The 16,854-nt window shown below is 63.6% G+C and carries 10 protein-coding genes; 7 read left to right on the top strand and 3 right to left on the bottom strand.

All coding sequences use genetic code 11. The features are described 5' to 3' along the window. Positions 1-253 precede the first annotated feature (253 nt). From NDK18_RS09755 to NDK18_RS09745, 3 genes are all read left to right on the top strand, one after another. A complete protein-coding gene (locus NDK18_RS09755; RefSeq protein WP_250624466.1) occupies positions 254-817 on the top strand; it encodes a TIGR00645 family protein in 564 nt (187 codons plus the stop codon). Positions 818-923: 106 nt separating this feature from the next. Next, complete coding sequence (locus NDK18_RS09750; RefSeq protein WP_250624467.1) at positions 924-2,480, top strand: AAA family ATPase; 1,557 nt, start codon at positions 924-926, stop codon at positions 2,478-2,480. 12 nt (positions 2,481-2,492) lie between these two features. After that, positions 2,493-3,176 carry a rhomboid family intramembrane serine protease gene (locus tag NDK18_RS09745; RefSeq protein ID WP_250624468.1) on the top strand — a complete coding sequence of 228 codons (684 nt, stop codon included), beginning with the start codon at positions 2,493-2,495 and terminating at the stop codon, positions 3,174-3,176. Positions 3,177-3,183: 7 nt separating this feature from the next. Here NDK18_RS09745 and NDK18_RS09740 read toward each other — a convergent pair whose 3' ends face one another. Together NDK18_RS09740 and tfpB are read right to left on the bottom strand one after the other, a co-directional pair. Continuing rightward, complete coding sequence (locus tag NDK18_RS09740; RefSeq protein ID WP_250627632.1) at positions 3,184-3,927, bottom strand: glutamine amidotransferase; 744 nt, start codon at positions 3,925-3,927, stop codon at positions 3,184-3,186. Continuing rightward, entirely contained in the window at positions 3,924-5,762 is a 1,839-nt protein-coding gene (gene tfpB, locus NDK18_RS09735) for a type IV pilus assembly ATPase TfpB (RefSeq protein WP_250627631.1), read from the bottom strand. Before tfpB ends, NDK18_RS09740 begins: the two co-directional genes overlap by 4 nt. Before the next feature lie 88 nt (positions 5,763-5,850). Between tfpB and glyQ the strand changes: the two genes are divergently transcribed. Next, positions 5,851-6,759, top strand: a complete 909-nt coding sequence (glyQ, locus tag NDK18_RS09730; RefSeq protein WP_250627630.1) for a glycine--tRNA ligase subunit alpha — start codon at positions 5,851-5,853, stop codon at positions 6,757-6,759. Continuing rightward, the gene (gene glyS / locus NDK18_RS09725) at positions 6,752-8,884 is read left to right on the top strand and encodes a glycine--tRNA ligase subunit beta (RefSeq protein WP_250627629.1); all 2,133 of its coding nucleotides are present in this window, start codon (positions 6,752-6,754) and stop codon (positions 8,882-8,884) included. The genes glyQ and glyS overlap by 8 nt, the downstream gene beginning before the upstream one ends. 21 nt (positions 8,885-8,905) lie before the next feature. On the opposite strand, the gene NDK18_RS09720 is transcribed toward glyS, so the two are convergent. After that, on the bottom strand, positions 8,906-9,448 hold the full coding sequence (locus NDK18_RS09720; protein WP_250627628.1) for a helix-turn-helix domain-containing protein: 543 nt from the start codon (positions 9,446-9,448) through the stop codon (positions 8,906-8,908). 593 nt (positions 9,449-10,041) lie between these two features. Between NDK18_RS09720 and NDK18_RS09715 the strand changes: the two genes are divergently transcribed. Further along, entirely contained in the window at positions 10,042-13,068 is a 3,027-nt protein-coding gene (locus tag NDK18_RS09715) for a TonB-dependent receptor (protein ID WP_250627627.1), read from the top strand. Positions 13,069-13,610: 542 nt separating this feature from the next. Beyond that, positions 13,611-16,649, top strand: coding sequence for a TonB-dependent receptor (locus tag NDK18_RS09710; protein ID WP_250627626.1), 3,039 nt, complete (start codon positions 13,611-13,613; stop codon positions 16,647-16,649). Positions 16,650-16,854 lie beyond the last annotated feature (205 nt).

Raw genomic sequence — 16,854 nt, 5'->3', positions numbered from 1 at the left:
CCCGAACTCAGCAGTGAAACGCGCATGCGCCGATGGTAGTGTGGCTCAAGCCATGCAAGAGTAGGTCACCGCCAGGGGCTTTATCCCGAAGGCCCGGTCTTTAACTAGACCGGGCCTTCTTCTTTTTTGCGCCCACTAGGCGCCCACTAGGGGTCAGAGTCATTAGCACCACTCACTATGACTCTGACCCCTAGTAGCTCTTCGTAATATCTTGCGGCTATCATCGATGGTTCGAACGACTCGATGGAACCGCATGACTACGGAACACCGCCGTCTGGCCCTGATGCCGTATCTGATTTTCTCCTCGCGCTGGCTGCAACTGCCGCTCTATCTCGGCTTGATCGTCGCGCAGGCCATTTATGTAGTGCAGTTCGTCCGCGAGCTCTGGCACCTGATCGAAACCTCGCTCTTTCATGGCGGCATCGACGCCAAGATTGCCGACCAGAGCGCCGAGACCACGATCATGCTGACCGTGCTCGGCCTGATCGACGTGGTCATGATTTCCAACCTGCTGGTGATGGTGATCGTCGGCGGCTACGAAACCTTCGTTTCCCGCCTACGCCTGGAAGGCCACCCCGATCAGCCCGAGTGGCTGTCGCACGTCAATGCCACCGTGCTCAAGGTGAAGCTGGCGATGGCGATCATCGGCATCTCCTCCATCCACCTGCTTGCCACCTTCATCAAGGCCAGGAGCCTCGATGGCGAAACGATCATGTGGCAGATCCTGCTGCACCTGACCTTCGTGCTGTCGGCGCTGGCCCTGGCCTTCATCGATCGGATCATGATCGGCCAGGGGAAGGCGGCCACCGCGCACTGAATTCCTCCTCTCCTGATCCTGAGGCCATTCACTATGTCTCTGACCCCTAGTGGTTTTATGCCGGGGCGGTCGCCGTTGGCGGGTGCGACCCGGTAAAGTAGCCGGCATGACGGTTGGCAACGAAGCCCTGCATACACTCATTTTCGGGACGCCGCCGGCGCCGGCCGGCGCGTTTGTGTCACCGCGCGTGGAAGCCCTGGTCGCCTTGCTTCGCGAGCGCCTGGCGCGGCCGGCCGGTGCCTTGCTGGTGATCACCGGCGCCGCGGGTGCCGGCAAGACCTACCGACTGGGCATCGAATCCGAAGCACCGGCCAGGGGTGGCCGGCAACTCCTGGTGATCGATGCCGGCGGTGGTCGAGTCACCGGTCGCGAACTCATCAAGATCAGCGCAGTGATGCTTGGCCTTGGCGCCATTACCGGTGCGCCCGAGCAGGGTCTGGCGGAATGGCAATCCGCCTGGGAACGCCGTCCGCGCGAGCTTCCCCTGCCAGCGATCGTGATCGACCACGCCGATGCGCTCGACGCACAGGGATTGGAAACGCTTTCTGCCCTGCTTGCCATTGGCGCACCGCGGGGCCTGTCGTTCGTCCTGGTGGGCCGGCCGCGCCTTCAGGCGCGGGTTCCGCGTCCATCAGGCGTGGATGTAGAAACACTTGGCTTTCCATCCCTCACCAGCGCAGAGAGCGAAGCGTATCTCCGGCACCGCTTTGGCCTGGCAGGCATCCCCCGGCTTCCGTTCACCCGGCTGGCCATTCGCCTGATAGGAAGCTATGCCGGAGGCAACCCGGGGCTGATCGACCGCATAGCCTCCCGCGCCCTGCAGCGCGGCGAGACCACCCACGAAGCGACCATCGGCGAACGCACCACGGTCCGCGCTGCGCACGACGTCGTGCCGCGACATTTGTCAGACTGGCTGCGTCGCTATCCCCGCACCGCCACGCTTGCATCGGCAGCGATCATTGCCCTGGCCTGCTGGTGGCTGGTGACGCGCTACGAGATCACCGGTGGCCAGGTGCCGATGGTGACCATGCCGGCGGTCGACCAGACCCAGGTGATCGACCGCTTCCGTACATCGCTGCCTCCCATGGCCACGGCGAACGTGCAGGTGTGGAGCGAACTCCTGGCGCGCTGGCAGGTGGCTTCGAAGGATGCCTCTGTCACCGATGCCATCCGTTGCGATGCGCAGGTTTACGCCGGCCTGAATTGCCTGTCCGGACGCGGTAGCCTGGAGCAGCTTCGTCGATTCGACCGGCCCATCGTGCTCGAGCTCGACGATCCCGCCAAACAGCAGGTGCTGCTGGTGGGCGCGGGCGATTCGGACGTGCGCCTGTTCACCGGCCGCAACTACCTGGATATCCCGCAAGCCTTGCTGGCGAAGGTGTGGAGCGGCCGTTTCTACGCCATCTACACCATCGATCCCACCGTGCCGCTGCACACCCGACTGGGCGATCGCGGTCCGGGCGCCGCGTGGCTTGTCGCGCGGCTTAAAGTCGGCGGCGCCACCGGCAGCAACGCCGTGTTCGATCATAACCAGCAGCAGGCACTGCGCCAGCTGCAGCACCAGTTCGGCATCAGCGACGATGGCATTGCCGGCCCTGAAACCTTGTTCGCGGTGGCGGCATCCGATGCCGACGGTCCGCATCTCGCCCGCAACGTGCGCTGACACGCCGCCACGATGTTCGTTCGCGTCGACACCCGCCGCCGCACCCGCATCTGCTGGGCCACCTTGCTGCTGGTAGTTACCTGCGTGGCCTGCTTCATGGCGCTGGCACTAGCCAACGGTCCCCAGCGTGACCTGCTGATCCGCCAGTGGGGCACGGTGCCGGCGAACATTTTCAACGAAGACGCGCCGTTCTGGCAGCAACTGGCCGATCCTGCGCTCCTGCGCCTGGGTACGGCGCTCTTCATCCACGTGCAGTGGCTGCACCTGCTGTCGAACCTGTTGTTCCTGGTGATCTTCGGCATGCCAGCCGAGCGCACCCTGGGTGGATGGCGATTCCTTGCCTTGTTCCTGCTTGGCGGCATCGTCGCCAACCTCGTGGGTGCGCTGTCGCTTACCGGCGCGCGCGCACCGATCATCGGTTGCAGCGGTTCGGTGTCTGCCGTGGTGGGCGCGTACTTCGCGCTTTTTCCCCGCGCCCATCTTGGGCTGGTGTTGCCGCTGGGCGTGTACCTGGAATTCGTGCGCGTGCCGGCCTATGTGCTGATCGGCATCTGGGTGTTGGTGCAGTTGCTCTTCAGCTATGCCGGTGCCAGCTACGGCGGCGCGGTGTGGTGGACCCACATCGGCGGCTTCCTGTTCGGCATCATCTTCGCCTTTTTTTCGCGGCCGGCCATCGCTCGCCGGCTGCGCAACTAGGCCGCGCTCAGACCGGTTGAAGGCGGTGCGGCACGCTCGTTACATGGTGCCGTACGAAGGCGCGCAGGATATTCCTTGCAACGGGAGTCGCCGCCACGCCGGCGTAGAGCGGCGCCGGCGGCTGGCCTTCGGCGGTCAGTGCGCTGGCCTTGCGGCGGATGTACGCACGCATGATGTCGGCGCTGAATTCCGGATGGAACTGCGTGCTGATGGCGTTGGCGCCGTAGCGAAGCAACTGGTGGGGATCGCGCGTCGAACGCGCCAGCACCACTGCGCCGGGCGGAATTTCCAGCACGCTTTGCTCGTGGGTCAGGTGGACGCGGAACGATGCCGGCAGCTTCGAGACCAGCGGGTCGTCGTGGCCGGCGTCGAGCCGCTCCACCGCGTGCGTGCCCATTTCCCGGCCGCCGGGAAGATAGTCGACCAGGCCGCCAAGGGCATGCGACATCAGCTGGTGGCCGTAACAGACGCCGAACATCGGAAGGTCCACGTCCATGGCGTTGCGGATCCAGCCGGCCGCGCGCTCGCTCCATGAAAGGCGTTCGGTCACCATGGATGCAGACCCCGTGATCACTGCGCCGGCGCACTGCGCTGGAGGTGGCAATTCGTCGCCGCGCTCGACGTCCACTACCTGCAGGCGCTCGTGGCCGACGCGCAGGCCAAGGCGAAACCACAGGGGAAAATCACCATGTCGTGCGCGGATCGGGTCAGGCGCGCGGCCGGTGCGAATGATCAGTAGCGGTTTGCTCATGCCGGGGTGTTGGTCTCGGGCAGGTCTTCGTCTTCGATGTCGGTAGGGGGAAGCACGGCCAGTACTTCAGCCACGGTGGTGACACCGCGCGCTACCTGTTCGGCAGCCGAGATGCGCAGCGGGCGCAAGCCTTCGCGGGTAGCTGCCTGGGAAAGCCGGGCCAGGTCCAGTTGCGCGGTGATCAGGCGGCGCAGCTTCGCCGACATCGGCAGCATCTCGTAGATGCCGGTGCGGCCGAGGAATCCGGTACGCCGGCATTCCAGGCAACCGACCGGGGCGTACACGCGCTCGGGCAGCGGCAGGTTCCAGCCGCGCGTCAGTACCGCCCATTCGTCGGCGTCCTGCGTGGCTTCGGTCTTGCAATGCGGGCACAGCGTGCGCACCAGGCGCTGCGCCACGACACCGGCGAGCGTGGACTGGATCAGGTAATGAGGTACGCCCAGGTCCAGCAGTCGGGTGATCGCGCTGGGCGTGTCGTTGGTGTGCAGCGTCGACAGCACCAGATGGCCGGTAAGGGATGCCTGTACTGCCATCTGCGCGGTTTCAAGGTCTCGGATTTCGCCGATCATGATGATGTCCGGATCCTGGCGCAGCAGCGTGCGCACGCCGGTGGCGAAATCCAGGTCGATGGCCGGCTGCACCTGCATCTGGTTCAGTTCCGGCGACACCATTTCGATGGGGTCTTCCACCGTGCAGACGTTGATCTCAGGACGCGCCAGGTGCTTGAGCGTGGAATAAAGCGTTGTCGTTTTGCCCGAACCTGTGGGGCCGGTGACCAGCACGATGCCGTGCGGTCGTTCCACCATGGCGCGCCAGGCGGTGTCCTCGCTGGGCGAAAATCCCAGTTGCACGAATTGCTTGACCACGATGTCGGGATCGAAGATTCGCATCACCACCTTCTCGCCGAAGGCCGTGGGCATGGTGGAGATGCGCAGCTCCACTTCGCGGCCCAGGGTGGAGCGCGTCTTGATGCGGCCGTCCTGCGGGCGGCGTTTCTCGGCCACGTCCATGCGCGAGAGGATCTTCACGCGGGCGGTCACGGCCGTCATCACCGGCGGCGGCAGTTCGAAAACCTTCTGCATCACGCCGTCGATGCGGAACCGCATCTGCCCGGCATCGCGTCGCGGTTCCAGGTGGATGTCCGAGGCGCGCTGTTCGAAGGCGTATTGCAGCAGCCAGTCGACGATGTGCACCACGTGGCGGTCGTCGGCGCCGACTTCGCCGGCCTTGCCCAGCTCCAGCAGCTGTTCGTAGTTGATGATCTTGGAGGTGTCGATGCCGCCGGCCTTGGCATCCTGCGCCAGCTGGATCGAGCGCTGCACGCCGTAGAACTCGACCAGGTAGCGGTTGATATCCAGGGGACTGGATACCACCCGCTTGATCTCGCGCCGGAGCATGTGGGCGAGGTCGGCTGCCCAGGCAATATCGAACGGCTCGGCGCTGGCGAAGGTCACCTCGCCCGGCGACACCGCCACCGGCAGGATGCGGTGGCGCTGCGCGTAAGCGCTGGAGACCACCTGGGTCACCGCCGCCACGTTCACCTTCATCGGGTCGATCTTGAGGTAGGGGAGGTCGGCCTTGCGGGCCAGCCATTCCACCAGCCACTCCACGCTGACCGGCCGCCCGGGCTCACGCTGGTTGGCCAGCTTGGCGTTGGCGATCACCACCACAGGGTGCAGTTCCACCGTGGTGCGGCCGCCGCGGGCGCCTACCCGCACCCGCTGGGCATCTTCGCCCAGGACCACGCCATCGACCACCAGGTTCGCCAGCACTTCGTCCAGTTCCAGGCGGCCACGGCGGCCGAGCAGGCTGGTCGATTGCGGATGGGCTGCCATGTGTACCTCGCCAGGATTTGACCCGTCGCCGTGCCGACGGATCGCCCCGTTATACTAGCCCGCTTTACCGCCGGACTCGCGCCACACCATGCAAGCGCTAACCTTCCAGGACATCATCCAGACGCTGAACCGCTATTGGGCGGAACAGGGCTGCGTGCTCCTGCAGCCGCTCGATACCGAGGTCGGCGCGGGCACCTTCCATCCGGCGACGTTCCTGCGGGCGCTGGGCCCCGAGCCCTGGGCTGCCGCTTACGTGCAGCCCAGCCGCCGGCCGACCGACGGCCGCTATGGCCAGAATCCCAACCGCTTGCAGCACTACTACCAGTACCAGGTGGTGTTGAAGCCCAATCCCGACGACATCCTGGAGCTCTACGTGGGCTCGCTCAAGGCGCTGGGCATCGATCCGCTGGTGCACGACCTGCGCTTTGTCGAGGACAACTGGGAATCGCCCACCCTGGGTGCCTGGGGCCTGGGCTGGGAAGTGTGGCTCAACGGCATGGAAGTGACCCAGTTCACCTATTTCCAGCAGGCCGGCGGCATGGAATGCCGGCCGGTCACCGGCGAGATCACCTATGGCCTGGAGCGCCTGGCCATGTACCTGCAGAACGTGGACAGCGTGTACGACCTCATCTGGACGCGCGCGCCCCATGGCGTGGTGACCTACGGCGATGTCTTCCACCAGAACGAGGTGGAACAGAGCACGTACAACTTCCAGTACGCCAACGTGCCGGAGCTCTTCCACTGGTTCGACGTTTGCGAAAGCGAGGCCGCCAAACTGATCGAAGTGGGCCTGCCGTTGCCTGCCTATGAACAGGTGTGCAAGGCCAGCCATGCCTTCAACCTGCTCGATGCGCGTCGCGCGATCAGCGTGACCGAGCGCCAGCGCTACATCCTGCGCGTGCGTACATTGTCCCGCGGTGTCGCCGAGGCCTATGTGGCACAGCGCGAGAAACTTGGCTTCCCGGGCCTGCGCCAGAAGGAGCAGGCCCATGGCTGAGCTGACCAAATCCCTGCTGGTTGAGCTGGGCACCGAGGAACTGCCGCCAAAGGCCCTGGATGAACTGGCTGATGCCTTCCTGGCCGGCGTGCGCGAGGGCCTGGGCAAGCTCGGTATCGGCTTCGACAGCGAAGGCGCCAAGGCGCTGGCCGCACCGCGCCGCCTGGCCGTGCTCATTCCCGGCGTGGCGGTGGCCCAGCCCGATCAATCGGTGGAGCGCCGCGGCCCGGCCGTGAATACCTCGATCGATGCCGAGGGCAATCCTTCCAGGGCCCTGGTGGGCTTTGCCCAGTCGTGCGGCGTGGATGTGTCGTCGCTGGAGAAGCTCCAGACCGACAAAGGCGCGTGGTTCGTGTTCCGTGCCGTGAAGGCTGGCCAGCCCACCGCCGAACTCGTGCCCGATGTGGTGCGCGACGCGCTCAAGGCGTTGCCCATCCCCCGTCCGATGCGATGGGGCGATCGCGACGACAGTTTCGTCCGCCCCGTGCACTGGCTGGTAATGCTGTTGGGCGCCGACGTGGTGCCAGGCAGCATCCTTGGCCTGGAAAGCGGCCGCCAGTCGCGTGGCCATCGCTTCATGCATCCGCGCAACGTGCACCTGGCCGATGCCGACAGCTATGTCGATGCCCTGCGCAACGCGCGCGTACTGGCCGACCGCCACGAGCGCCGCGCCCGCGTGCGCAGCGAAGTGGCACGCGTGGCTGCCGGTGGCGAGCCGCGCCTGTCGGACGACCTGCTCAACGAAATCGCCAACCTCGCCGAATGGCCGGTGGGCGTGGCCTGCACCTTCGAGACGCAGTTCCTGGAAGTGCCGCCCGAGGCGTTGGTGACCACCATGGAAACCAACCAGAAGTTCGTGCCGGTGTTCGATGCCGAAGGAAAGCTCACCGAGCATTTCGTCGGCGTCGCCAACATCGAGAGCAAGGACGTTGCCGAAGTGCGCAAGGGCTACGAACGGGTGATCCGCCCGCGCTTCGCCGATGCGAAATTCTTTTGGGAAGAAGACCTCAAATCCCCGCTGGCAGCGCAGCACGAAGTGCTCAAATCCGTGGTGTACCAGCAGGCGCTGGGCTCGCTGTGGGACAAGACGGTGCGCGTGGCCGAACTTGCGCGCGTGATCGCCAACCGCGTGGGCGTGGATGCCGGCATGGCGACCGCCGCCGCGGCGTTGGCCAAGTGCGACCTGATGACCCGCATGGTGGGGGAATTCCCCGAACTGCAAGGCGTGATGGGCCGTTATTACGCACAGCGCCAGGGCGAGCCGGTCGAAGTATCCGAAGCGCTGGACCAGTACTACCAACCGCGTTTCGGTGGCGATGCAATCGCCCGCGGCAAGGTGGCACAGGTGCTGGCCGTCGCCGAGCGTCTGGATACGCTTGCCGGCATTTTCGCCGTGGGCATGAAGCCCAGCGGCAATAAGGATCCCTTCGCCCTGCGCCGCGCGGCGCTTGGCCTGGCCCGCACCCTGGTGGAAGGCGGCCTGGATATCGACCTTGCCGCGGCGTTCACCGAGGCATTGGAACTGGTGCCGGAAGCTGCGTTTGCCGCCGGCATCAAGCCGAACAAGGATGGATCCGTTCCATCGCTGAACGTTGGTGCACGCCGCGCGGCCCTGCGCGACGAACTGGTGGGCTTCGTCTTCGATCGCCTGCGTGGTTATTACGCCGACCAGGGATTGGGCACCGAGTGGTTCGAAGCGGCGCTGGCCGCCCGGCCTGCAACCCTGCCCGATTTCGATCGCCGCCTGCGCGCGGTGGGCGCCTTCGCAGGCCTGCCCGCAGCGGCGAGCCTGGCTGCCGCCAACAAGCGCGTGGCCAACATCCTGCGCAAGCAGGAAGAGGAAAGCGGCCCGGTATCCACTACCGTGGATGCGGCGCATTTCGAATCGGATGCGGAGCAGGAACTGGCTGCGGCGCTCGAGTCGGCGCGGCGCGATGTGGAGTCTTCCTCCGACTACCAGTCTTCACTGGCGCGTCTGGCGCAATTGCAGGCGCCGGTAGACCGGTTCTTCGACGAAGTGCTGGTGAATGCCGATTCCGACGCGGTGCGCTTCAACCGGCTGGCGCTTCTGGCCCAGCTCCGTGCGCTGTTCGGCGGCATCGCCGATATTTCCCGGCTGGGTTAAGCCCGGCCGGGGAGTCTTGCCTTAAGCCACTTTGCTGCGGATGCGCTCGCCGACCTTGTGGTTGAAGGCGACGATCATGTCCGTGTAGATCGGCTCGTTGGCCTGGCCAAGGATGTCGTACAGCTCGCCGAGCAGGTCCGCGTTCTTGGGCAGTTCAAAATTGCCGCCGGCCAGTTCCACATTCGACTTCAGCAGCTTCACGGCGCTGGCCAGGCGATCGGCATCCAGGCCACCGATCTCGGTGGAACCATCCGCGGCCAGCACACGCGAAGGACCGTTGCGCTCGTACGTCTCGCCGCTGCGGGAAGCAAGCCTGCCACCCTCGCGGGTCGCGCCGTCCATTTCCATCGAGCCTTCGCCAGCGACCAGCCATACCAGGCTGATGCCCAAGGTCTTGGCCATGGTGACGCAGCGTGCGCGTGATGGATCGGTGTGGCCGTCGCGCCAGCTACGTACGACACCTTCGGAAAAGCCGCATCGACGGGCGATCTCGCTCACGCTGCCGACCATGCCGATGACTGTTTTGACGCGTTGGGCGAACGTGGCGCCGGCGTTGCTGTTCATGTCTTCCACTTCCATTGGCAAGTGTGTGTCGGTCTGGATCGAAGCGTTAGCGTCCGGAAACGCAGAGATGGACGATACCGTTGACCGCAACGATGCATGGCGGGATGAAAAATTCTTCATTTGAGGTATTCCTTGGGGTTCGGGCGCCCGCCACGCCAGCTCAACCTACCTTCGGCTTCTTTCCCCGGACTTTCGTAAGTTCCAGCGATCGATGAAAGATTTTTCATACTTTATACCGCTCGGGACGAGCCGGCACTCCATGTTCTTGCGATCCAAGTGCCAGAAATTGCTGAAATTCAACAAGAAATCGCAAGAAATTACCTGTCACGATAGCGAAATTAGGAAACATTCCTAGTTGATTTTGTTTGATTTTCGTTGTCGTGCCGTGACGATTGGGCTATAGATACTCCGCAATTACTTGCGTAGGGGTGGGAGCCTTCATGCGCAAGTTTTTGAGGTGTGGGGGAGGGGCGCGTCCGGGGAGCGGTCGTGCGTCCTTCGGCATCAACGCATCAGGCCTGTCCGGCCTACCTGGCCGACGCAACGCCTTGTTTTTTTGTTTGCCCAGTCACGGGCTTTGGGGAGATAGTTCAATGAATCTGGTTCATTCGCCGCGCAGGCTTGGCCTGCGCAGGACGGCGCTGGCCGTCGCGCTTATCGCCGGTATCGCCGGCAGCGCGACTTCTTTCGCGCAGTCCAATGCTTCAGGCGTGATCTTCGGTCGCGCTGAATCGGGCACGATCCACCTGGAAAATACCGATACCGGCCTCACCCGCGACATCGAAGTGGGCGCCGACGGCCGTTACCGCGCCTCGTCGCTGCCCATCGGCGTGTACAAGGTCAGCCTGGTGCGCAACGGCGCCACGGTCGACAGCCGCAGCAACGTGCAGGTGACGGTGGGCCAGGGTGCCGACGTGTCGTTCGCCGGTGCTTCCAGCGCCGCCAACGCGCAGAACCTTGAAGGCGTGCAGGTGATCGGCACCGCACTACCCTCGATCGACGTTTCGAACGTCGACTCGCGCACGGTGCTTACCTCCCAGCAGCTGCAGAAGCTGCCCATCGGCCAGAACGTCAACGCGGCCGCCCTGCTGGCGCCGGGTTCGGTCAGCGCCGATAGCCGTTACGGCAACGCCATCTCGCTCGGTGGTGCGTCGGCCGCCGAGAACCAGTATTACGTCAACGGTTTCCCGGTCACCAACCCGCTCACCGGCCTGGGCTTCTCCAGCCTGCCGTTCGACTCGATCGACCAGGAGCAGGTGTTCACCGGCGGCTACGGCGCCGAGTACGGCCGTTCCACCGGCGGCGTGGTCAACATCATCACCAAGCGCGGCAGCAACACCTGGAAGGGCTCGGTCGAAGCGCAGGTCGTTCCGCGCAAGCTCAAGGCTTCCCCGCGTTCGATCTACTACCCCAACACGGGTAATTTCCCCAACACCGACGGCCGTATCTACCAGTACCGCAACGAGAACAAGACCTCGCAGGTGCTGTACAACGCGTCCATCGGCGGCCCGCTGATCAAGGACAAACTGTTCATCTACGCGGCGGGTGAATACACGCGCGATGAAGGGCAGAAGGGCGTCAATACCGTGCTGGCGCGCACGCAGAGCAACGACACCACCAAGATTACGCGCTGGTTGGGCAAGATCGACTGGAACATCACCGACAGCAATATCCTTGAGCTGACCGGTGCCGGCGACGACAACCTCATCGACAGCCAGATCTTCGGCTACAGCTACGTTGATGGCTCAAAGGGCCGTTACATCGGTTCTGAGCACCGCAAGAACACCGGTACCGCCAATTCCTCGCCCGGCGGCACCATGTGGGTGAGCAAATACACAGGCTATGTGACCGACGATCTCACCGTCAGTGCGCTCTACGGCAAGAGCAAGGCTCCCCATCTGGACGTGCCGTTGGGTTCGTCCGGTGGCATCTGCCCGAACATCACCGACAACCGTACCACTGGAACGCCGCGCGTCAGCTGCGCGCCCGTGCAGGGCAACCTGATCGTGCCGGGCGCCAATGACAAGACCAAGGCGCTGCGCTTCGACGTTGAATACCGCCTCGGCGCCCATGACCTGCGCGCGGGTATCGATAACCAGACACTGGAATCGTTCGCCGGCCTGCAAAGCCAGGGTGGCGCTACCTGGGTCTACACCGACGCTCCCGCCAACGGCATCATCCCGGGCTATCCCGACCTGGTCGTGCCGCCCGGCGCCACTGAAATCGCCCAGCGCGTGATCTTCAGCGCCTCGGGTAACACCAAGGTGGAGCAGGAAGCCCAGTTCATCGAAGACCATTGGCAGGTGTCGGACCGCTGGCTGGCGTACATCGGCCTGCGCAACGAGCAGTTCAAGAACTTCAACACCGACGGCGACGTCTATGTGAAGCAGCGTCACCAGCTGGCGCCTCGTTTGGGCGTTACCTGGGACGTGTACGGCGATTCCACGCTGAAGATCTATGCCAACGCCGGTCGTTACCACCTGGCCGTGCCATCCAATGTGGCCATCCGCGGTGCCGGCCCCAGCCGCTTCGAGCGCCAGTGGTTCTACTACACGGCAGTCGATCCCACCACGGGCGCACCGTCCAACCCGACGGCGATCAGCGGCGTGTCCTTCGCCAACGGCGCCAATGGTTCGGCGCCCAACCCGGTCACGCTGGTGAAGAAGGATCTGTCGGCCTACTACCAGGATGAATTCATCCTCGGCTTCGACCGGCAGCTGGGCACCGAGTGGACCGTGGGCGCCAAGGTCACGTATCGCAAGCTCAAGAGCATCATCGACGACTTCTGCGATGCCCGTCCGTTCCTGAACTATGCCGCCGCCCACAATATCGAGTTCACCAACCCGGCGTTCACCGATTACCTGTCCAACGGTTCGCCCTGCCTGCTGTTCAACCCGGGCTCCGGCGGCACGTTCAACGTCGACACCACCGGCAATGGTGATATCCAGCAGTGGAAGCTCAGCGGCAAGGATCTCGGCTACCCGCACCTGAAGCGCAAGTACCTGGCGGTAAGCCTGTACGCCGAACACCAGTTCGCCGACAAGCTCTATGGCAAGGTCGAGTACGTGTGGTCCAAGAGCTACGGCAACTCCGAAGGCCTGCTGCTTTCGGACATCGGCCAGCAGGATCCGTCGGTCACGCAGGCCTGGGACTTCCCGGAACTGATGAACGCGGCCAGCGGCTATCTGCCCAACGATCGTCGCCACACCCTCAAGGCGTACGGCTATTACCAGCTCACCCCGGAATGGCTGTTCGGCGCAACCTTCGTCGTAGCGTCCGGGCGTCCGAAGAACTGCCTTGGCCAGTACCCGGAAGATCCGTACGGCTATGGCGCGGCGTTCTTCTACTGCAACGGCGAGTTCGTGCCGCGCGGTACCGTGGGCCGCCTGCCCTGGACCTACCAACTGGGCCTGTCGACCGAGTATCGCCCGGCGTTTGCCAACCACCAGCTGGCGTTCTCGGCGGATGTCATCAACGTGTTCAACCAGCAGCGCACGCAGAACCGCGTGGAGACGGCCACCACGGCTGCTGGCAGCCCGCTCAACACGTACGGTCGCTCGCTCTCCTTTAGCGATCCGCGTTACTTCCGTTTTGCCGTGAAGTACGACTTCTCGCTGTAAGCCGTAAGCCACAAAAAAAAGATGCAGCCGGGCCTCAAGGGCCCGCGTGACTCCCCAGACCTGGCCGCCGGTTCCCATCCGGCGGCCTTTTTTTGCTCAGGCCCACGCTGGACACTCCTTTCTAAAATAAATTTCATCCTGATCAAGAGCTTGCGATGGCACTTGACGGCCAGTACACGGCCACGGTTTGCTAAGAAAGCGTTGACTTCGTGTATTTATTGGCTTAGTTTCCGTCGCGGAGGATTCCTTTCGGTTTCCTGTCAATCGGAATTTCATGCGGCGCCTTGCGCCGAGTCCGGTTCAGGAAAACATAGGGAGTTTCGGGGCCAAGGCGGCCTGGGACAGGGGAAAACGATCCGTGGGTGCGGGAACACCTACGACAGTCGATACCCCAAGTGGCAAGCGGGCGGGAACCCGTAGGCCATTCACTCGTCCCGGACCACACCAGACCCAGCTCCAAGGCCGGCTGCGCCGGCCCGTACGCAGTGACTTCGACCTGTGCGCAGCAGGGTCTTTTTTCTTGGTCTGGGGAGTGCTTTTCCATGCGTTCTAATTCATTGTTCCGCAGCCGTGCGTTCAAGCGCACGGTGCTTGCCGTCGCCCTGAGCTCCACGCTCGCCGGCGGTGTCGCGTTCGCGCAGTCCACTACCGGTAGCATCTTCGGCCAGGCGCCGGCAGCCACTGGCGAGACTGTCACCATCAGTGGCAACGGCATCAACCGCCAGACGACGGTCGATGCGTCCGGTCGCTATACCTTCGGCTCGCTGCCGACGGGGACGTATACCGTGAACCTCGTGCGCGACGGCGCGGTGGTCGACACCCGCAAGGACGTCTCGATCCGCATCGGTGCCGGTACCGAAGTTTCCTTTGCCTCGGGCACGTCGCCGTCGGGCGCACAGTCCCTCGAGGGTGTGACGGTTTCCGCCGCGACGCTGCCGGCGATCGACGTCAGCTCGGTGGACTCGCGCACGGTGATTACCTCCAAGCAGCTGCAGCAGCTGCCTCTGGGCCGTTCGGCCGAAGCCATTGCCCTGCTCGCACCGGGCGTGGTCAATGGCAGCAACGGCGGCGGCAACTTCGCCAGCCCGACCGGCGGTCGCCTGGTGTCGTTCTCCGGTTCATCGGTGGTCGAGAACGCTTACTACATCAACGGCATGAACGTGACCGATCCGCTTAACGGCATGGGCGGCATTACACTTCCGTACGGTTCGATCGATCAGCAGGAAATTCTCACCGGCGGGTATAGCGCTGCGTACGGCCGTTCCGACGGTGGCGTGATCAGCCAGGTCGGCAAGCGCGGTACCAACGACTGGCACTTCGGTGGTCAGTTGATCTATACGCCCAAGTCGCTGCGCGGCGATCCGAAGAATGTGTACCTGCCTGCCGACGGCAGCCTCTACCAGTTCCGTGAAGACAACAAGGGTTGGACTGCGGTCGAGAGCGCCTACGCCGGCGGCCCGCTGATCAAGGACAAGCTGTTCTTCTTCGGCTCCGTGGAAGCTGAGCGCACGCACGACCAGAACGTGGCCATCAACGGTTCGCCTTCCAGCGTGACCGAGCGCCGCTACTCCGATCCGAAGTACTACGCCAAGCTCGACTGGAACATCAACGACAGCAACATCCTGGAGTTGACCGGCGCCGGTACCAAGGAAGAGTTCAACGGCAATACCTACGTCTACGACTACGACACGCTGTCGAAGGGCGCCTTCACCAACCAGGCGACGCATTTCAAGAATTCCGCCAACATGTGGATCGCCAAGTACACCGGCTACCTGACCGACGACCTGACGCTGACCGCGCAGTTCGGCAAGCAGGTGACGGACTACTACCAGCAGCTCGGTAGCAGCTACAACCCCGATCTGATCTACATCTCCTCGGCGGTGAGCCAGGATCCGGCCCTCAACGGCGGTCGTCCGGGTGGCATCCGCAATGCGCAGACGGTTATCCAGGCTTCCGACCCTGCGCACCAGACGCGCGGCGCCAACTACCGCATCGACTTGACGTACAAGCTTGGCGACCACAGCATCGCTGCCGGTATCGATAACCAGCGTACGCAGGATCTCAACGACGGTGTGCAGATGGCCGGCAACGCTGGCTACATGTATCGCTACTACACGCATGATCCCGATTCGGACATTCTCCAGGGTCGCGTGGGCCCCCCGGGTGGTAACGGCTACTTCGTCACCAGGTACATCCAGGAAACGGCGGCAAGCGTTCGCGTCGAGCAGCGCGCGCAGTACCTGGAAGACACCTGGCAGGTCAGCGATCGCTGGCTGGTGAAGCTGGGCATCCGCAACGACCAGTTCACCAACTTCAACAGCGACGGCCAGCCGTACATCCGCCAGACGAGCCGCCAGTGGGCCCCGCGCCTGGGCGCCAGCTGGGACGTCAATGGTGACTCCTCGTTCAAGGTGTACGCCAATGCCGGCCGCTACTACCTCGCCCTGCCGACCTCGGTGGCGCTGCGTGGTGCGTCAGGTTCGGTCTATACCGAGCAGTACTACACGTACAGCGGCATCGACCCGACCAACGGTTATCCGACGGGCTTGACGCCGATCCCGACCGAAAAGGGCCCGGGCGCGCCGATCTCGGCGAACAACGAATACGGCCAGGCGCCGGATCCGAAGACCGTGACCTCCAAGTCGCTCAAGGCCCAGTACCAGGATGAATACATCCTCGGTTTCGACAAGGCCCTGAACGACCAGTGGAACTACGGTGCCAAGGCCACCTACCGCTCGCTGAAGAATGCGATCGACGATACCTGCAACATCGAGCTGTTCTCCGAGCTCGCCGCTGCCCAGGGCCTGCCCGTCGACAACCTGCGTGGTTGCTACTTCTTCAATCCCGGTCGCGCCGTGGACTTCGCGGTGGCCGACGGTAACGGTGGCTTCCAGAACCTGCACATCGACAACGCCACGCTGGGCTTCCCGCACGTCAAGCGCAACTACTACGGCTTGAACATGTACCTCGAGCATCCGTTCGATGGCACGTGGTTCGGTCGCATCGATTACACCTATTCCAAGAGCTACGGCAATTCGGAAGGCCAGGTGAAGTCGGATATCGGCCAGTCCGATATCGCCGCGACCGTCGACTGGGACTACCCGACGCTGATGGATTACTCCAACGGCCTGCTGCCCAACGATCGCAAGCACGTGTTCAAGATCTACGGCGGCTGGCAGGTGACCCCGCAGATCATGCTGTCGGGCAATGTGCTGATGAGCTCGGGTGCACCCAAGAGCTGCCTGGGCCTGTATGGTCCGTTCGAGACCGCTCCGGCCTACAACGGCAGCAACTACCACTTCTGCGGCGGCGTGCCTTCGCCGGCCGGCAGTGCAGGTCGCACGCCGTGGCAGCACATCTTCTCGCTGAACGCCGAGTACCGCCCGGACTTCGCCGACAAGAAGCTCGCCTTCAACGTGCTGGTCTACAACCTGCTCAACGAGCGTAAGCCGAACTATTACGACAACGCTTACGGCAGCAAGGACGCCGTGGAGCCGACGTACAACCTTGCCGGTGGCACCGGCACGCCGGACTTCGAAACCCCGCGTTACGTCCAGTTCGGTATCACCTACGACTTCTGATCCATCGAGTCGGAAAAACGAAAGACGCCGGGCCTCGTGCCCGGCGTTTTTTTTGAAGCCTGGCCTGATGCCGGGGGTTACGCGGCAGAAAACTATAAGTTGTTGTATTTATAGCTTAATATGAAATTTCCCTGGTAATTCCCCCGGGCTGACGATTGGCACTTCCCGCGACGCATGTCCTTGACTTTGCGAACGCAGCATTTCC

Source organism: Pinirhizobacter soli (assembly GCF_015905305.1).
Classification (GTDB): domain Bacteria; phylum Pseudomonadota; class Gammaproteobacteria; order Xanthomonadales; family Rhodanobacteraceae; genus Pinirhizobacter; species Pinirhizobacter soli.
The sequence above is the reverse complement of the archived record's forward strand: the minus strand, read 5'-3'. Positions and strand labels throughout refer to the sequence as shown.

Bases quoted from the DNA above. Each gene is read 5' to 3' on its own strand.
- NDK18_RS09755 (WP_250624466.1), top strand. From the start codon at position 254: ATGACTACGGAACACCGCCGTCTGGCCCTGATGCCGTATCTGATTTTC.
- NDK18_RS09750 (WP_250624467.1), top strand. From the start codon at position 924: ATGACGGTTGGCAACGAAGCCCTGCATACACTCATTTTCGGGACGCCG.
- NDK18_RS09745 (WP_250624468.1), top strand. From the start codon at position 2,493: ATGTTCGTTCGCGTCGACACCCGCCGCCGCACCCGCATCTGCTGGGCC.
- NDK18_RS09740 (WP_250627632.1), bottom strand. From the start codon at position 3,927: ATGAGCAAACCGCTACTGATCATTCGCACCGGCCGCGCGCCTGACCCG.
- tfpB (WP_250627631.1), bottom strand. From the start codon at position 5,762: ATGGCAGCCCATCCGCAATCGACCAGCCTGCTCGGCCGCCGTGGCCGC.
- glyQ (WP_250627630.1), top strand. From the start codon at position 5,851: ATGCAAGCGCTAACCTTCCAGGACATCATCCAGACGCTGAACCGCTAT.
- glyS (WP_250627629.1), top strand. From the start codon at position 6,752: ATGGCTGAGCTGACCAAATCCCTGCTGGTTGAGCTGGGCACCGAGGAA.
- NDK18_RS09720 (WP_250627628.1), bottom strand. From the start codon at position 9,448: ATGAACAGCAACGCCGGCGCCACGTTCGCCCAACGCGTCAAAACAGTC.
- NDK18_RS09715 (WP_250627627.1), top strand. From the start codon at position 10,042: ATGAATCTGGTTCATTCGCCGCGCAGGCTTGGCCTGCGCAGGACGGCG.
- NDK18_RS09710 (WP_250627626.1), top strand. From the start codon at position 13,611: ATGCGTTCTAATTCATTGTTCCGCAGCCGTGCGTTCAAGCGCACGGTG.